Here is a 3459-nt window from a genome sequence, read left to right as displayed (position 1 = left end):
GCCCCAATGCGCCGGGCTTTTTACCCATGACTCCGAAATTTTCGCTGCTGGCGCTCGCGGCTACCCTGGCTTTGCCCGCCGCCGCCCAGCAAGACCCCCAGGCCGGCAAAATCCTCGACGCCGTGAGCGCTAAGTACACGGCCCTCAAGTCGTTTCAGGCCGGCTTTACCCAAACGCTGGAAAACCCCGCCGCCAAGCTCAAGCAGAATATCACCGGCGACATCACAGTGAGCGGCCAGAAATACCACCTCGTCGCTAGCGGCCAGGAGGTTATCAACGACGGCAAAACCACCTGGACCTACCTCAAAAACGAGAACGAGGTTAACATCGCTGACGCCGACCCGACCAACCAGGATATGTCGCCGGCCCAGATGTACACCATGTACAAAAAAGGCTACAAGTACCAGATGCTCAAGCCCGTAAAGGAAGGCGGCGTAACCTACGACCAGATTGAGCTGACGCCCGAAAACAAGACGAACGACGTGTTTAAGGTGCAGATTCTGGTGAGCCAAGCCGACAAGTCCATCAAGAGCGTAAAGACGTTCAAGAAGAACGGCACCCGCACTACGTTCACTCTCAAGAACTTCAAAGCCAACGTACCCGTCACGACTACCTCGTTTGCCTTCAACAAGGCCGCGCACCCCGGCGTGAAAGTCGTGGACTTGCGCTGAGTACGTGCGGTAAGCTTTCGCTTGCCGTAGTAATTTGTTCAAAACGGCCCGCTCTCACCGAGTGGGCCGTTTTATTTTTACGCGCTGTGCTACTGTTGTGCCGATTAGCCGGTTTCTTTATGGCCCTGCGGTGCCAGCTACAGCTTACCGCACACTTTTATGCGCGAAGATTTTCTGCACTACGTCTGGCAGCACCAGTACTTCGACAAAACCGACCTGCGCACCACCAGCGGCGAGGAAATCCAGGTATTGCGCCCCGGCCAGCGCAATGCCGATGCCGGCCCCGACTTCCTGAACGCCCGCTTGCGCCTGGGCGACGTGGAATGGAACGGTGCCGTCGAAATACACCTGCGGGCCAGCGACTGGCAGCGCCACAACCACCAGACGGACAAGAAGTACGACCAGGTAATCTTGCACGTAGTGCATACCGCCGATGCCGACGTGCAGCGTACCAACGGCAGCCTCATTCCGGCCCTGGCCTTGGCTCCGCGCCTCGCGCCCGACCTGCTGGCCCGCTACGAGGCGCTGGTAGCCGCCCCGCCCGCCGCCGCGCTGCCCTGCGCCCCGCTGCTGCCCCAGGTGCCGCAATTGGTAAGAACCATGATGACTGAGCGCGCCCTGCTGGAGCGCGTAGAGCAAAAAGCCGAAGTAATCGCCGCCCTGCACCAGCACCTCGGCGACGACTGGGAGGCCACCGCCTACCACGCCCTGATGGCGGCCTTCGGCTTCCAGAAAAACAGCGAGCCGCTGGCCCGCCTCGCCAAGGCCGTGCCGCTGCCCGTGCTGCGCCGCCACCGCCACGACGCGCGCCAGCTCGAAGCGCTGCTGTTCGGCCAGGCCGGCTTTCTGGTCGAAAACGATGAAACGGCCGGCGACGACTACCTGGCCGACCGGCGGCAGGAGCACGAGTTCTTGCGCCACAAATACGGCCTGGGCGCGGCGGCCCTGGCCGCCCACGAGTGGAACTACCTGCGCCTGCGGCCGGCTAATTTCCCGGCCGTGCGGCTGGGGCAGCTAGTGGGGCTGCTACACCGCCGCCCGGCGCTGTTCGACGCCCTGCTCACGGCGCAAAGCGTAGCGGCACTGACTGAGTTTTTTGCTGGCGCGCCGGCCCCGGCGTACTGGCAGACGCACTTTCGGCCGGGGCGGCCGGGCAAGGTGCCGGGGCTGGGCAAGAGTAGTGTCGAGCTACTGATTATCAATGTAGTGGTGCCGCTGCGCGTGGCCTACGCCCGCTACACCGGCCAGCCCGAGTTGGTCGAAAGCACCATTACGCTGCTAAGCCAGCTGCCCGCCGAGCACAACCAGTACACCGACTTGTACCAGGAGTTGGGGTTTGAGCACCGCACGGCCGCCGACTCGCAGGGCTTGCTGGCGCTGCACAAAAACTACTGCGCGCCCCGGCGCTGCCTGCACTGCGCCATCGGCGGGCGGCTGGTGGGCGGTGGGCCTGCACACATGCGCGCCAGCCGATGAAGCTGCTTATCGCGCTGCTGCTGAATGCGCTGCTGCTCGCTGGTTTAGCTGTTTGGCTGCGCGCCGAATATCGCCGCGCCGCGCCCGGCCTGCGCCGTTGGCTGCTGCTCGCGCTGGCCTTGCGCCTGGCGGCGGGCCTGCTGCCCCACGGCCCCGACAGCCGCTACATGAGTTTCTGGGGCGAGGCGCTTACGGCCCAGTTCTGGGCGCGGCCGGGCGCGGGCTGGGCGCTGTGGCAGGGCCACCAGCTACACGCCGGCGCGCAGGTGCTGGATATGTATCAGTGGTCTAATACGCTGTTTATTATAAAGATACTAGGCCTGCTCAACTTCGCCTCACTCGGTAGCGCGGCGCTGAATGCCTGCTACCTGAGTTTTTTCAGCTTCGTGGGCTGCTGGGTGCTGGTGCGGACACTGGCGCGGCTGTTTCCGGCTCCGCCAGTGGGGGCGGGGGTAGTCGCGTTTTTGCTGTGGCCGTCGGTGGTGTGGTGGGGCTCGGGCGTTACTAAAGAAGCCCTGCTGCTGGGTAGCGGTGCGGCGCTTACAGCGTTGGTTTTGAGTAAATTGCATGATGGTCTGCTAGGCGATTGGCGTGCGCGGCTGGGTGGCTGGCTGCTGCTGGGGCTGCTAATGTGGCTGCACGTGCGGCTGCGGTATTTCTTCGCTTTGCCGCTGCTGGGCTGCCTGCTGGCACTGGCGAGCAGCACGCTGGCCACGCGGCGCGGCTGGCTGCCGGCCGGCTGGCGCTGGCAGCTGCTAGCGCTAGCTGCTGGCTTGGCGGGAGCTGGGCTGCTGGTAGTGGCAGTGGGCGGCGAGCCGGTTTCTCAAGCCTTTGTAATTAGCCAGTTGTGGCAAAATTATTTGCATGGGCTGGTGACGTCGGTGGGCCGGCCGCACTTAGCGTATTCGACACTGCTGCCCACGCTGGGTAGTATGGCTGAGCACTTCCCGGTGGCGGCGTTTCAGGCGCTGGTCCGGCCGTGGCTGGGCGAGTCGGCCGCGCCGCTCTACGTGGTGGCCGGGCTCGAAAACCTGCTGTTGCTCGGGCTGTTGCTGCGCGCCGCTTGGCGCGTAGCGTGCGGGCTGCCGGGCCGGCTGCCGGCCGGATTGGTACTGGCACTGCTGCTCTACTGCCTGGTGCTGGCGGGCCTCATCGGCCTCAGCACGCCTAATCTGGGTACGCTGCACCGCTACCGCGCCCTCATGCTACCCTGGCTGCTGTGGCTGAGCTTGCAGGGCGGAAAAGAGGAAATGACCAGAGAAATGAAGTCAAAATGACTGGTCAGGTTGTTGTAAGGACTAGGCGCAGTGGT

The 3459-nt window shown here is 63.9% G+C and carries 3 protein-coding genes; all 3 read left to right on the top strand.

Translation table 11 applies throughout. The annotated features are described in order from the left end of the window. Positions 1–26 precede the first annotated feature (26 nt). The 3 genes from VFO93_RS19200 to VFO93_RS19190 all read left to right on the top strand — a co-directional run bounded on the left by VFO93_RS19200 (position 27) and on the right by VFO93_RS19190 (position 3424). A complete protein-coding gene (locus VFO93_RS19200) occupies positions 27–671 on the top strand; it encodes an outer membrane lipoprotein carrier protein LolA (RefSeq protein WP_325136003.1) in 645 nt (214 codons plus the stop codon). Between the two features lie 159 nt (positions 672–830). Further along, on the top strand, positions 831–2147 hold the full coding sequence (locus tag VFO93_RS19195; RefSeq protein ID WP_325136002.1) for a DUF2851 family protein: 1317 nt from the start codon (positions 831–833) through the stop codon (positions 2145–2147). Further along, a complete protein-coding gene (locus VFO93_RS19190; protein WP_325136001.1) occupies positions 2144–3424 on the top strand; it encodes a hypothetical protein in 1281 nt (426 codons plus the stop codon). Before VFO93_RS19195 ends, VFO93_RS19190 begins: the two co-directional genes overlap by 4 nt. Positions 3425–3459 lie beyond the last annotated feature (35 nt).

It is taken from the genome of Hymenobacter sp. (assembly GCF_035709525.1).
Lineage (GTDB): Bacteria > Bacteroidota > Bacteroidia > Cytophagales > Hymenobacteraceae > Hymenobacter.
Note: the sequence above shows the minus strand (reverse complement) of the source record. Positions and strands in the feature narration are given on the sequence as shown.

Excerpts from the sequence above, each read along its gene's own strand:
- VFO93_RS19190 (WP_325136001.1), top strand. The coding sequence starts at position 2,144 with ATGAAGCTGCTTATCGCGCTGCTGCTGAATGCGCTGCTGCTCGCTGGT.
- VFO93_RS19195 (WP_325136002.1), top strand. The coding sequence starts at position 831 with ATGCGCGAAGATTTTCTGCACTACGTCTGGCAGCACCAGTACTTCGAC.
- VFO93_RS19200 (WP_325136003.1), top strand. The coding sequence starts at position 27 with ATGACTCCGAAATTTTCGCTGCTGGCGCTCGCGGCTACCCTGGCTTTG.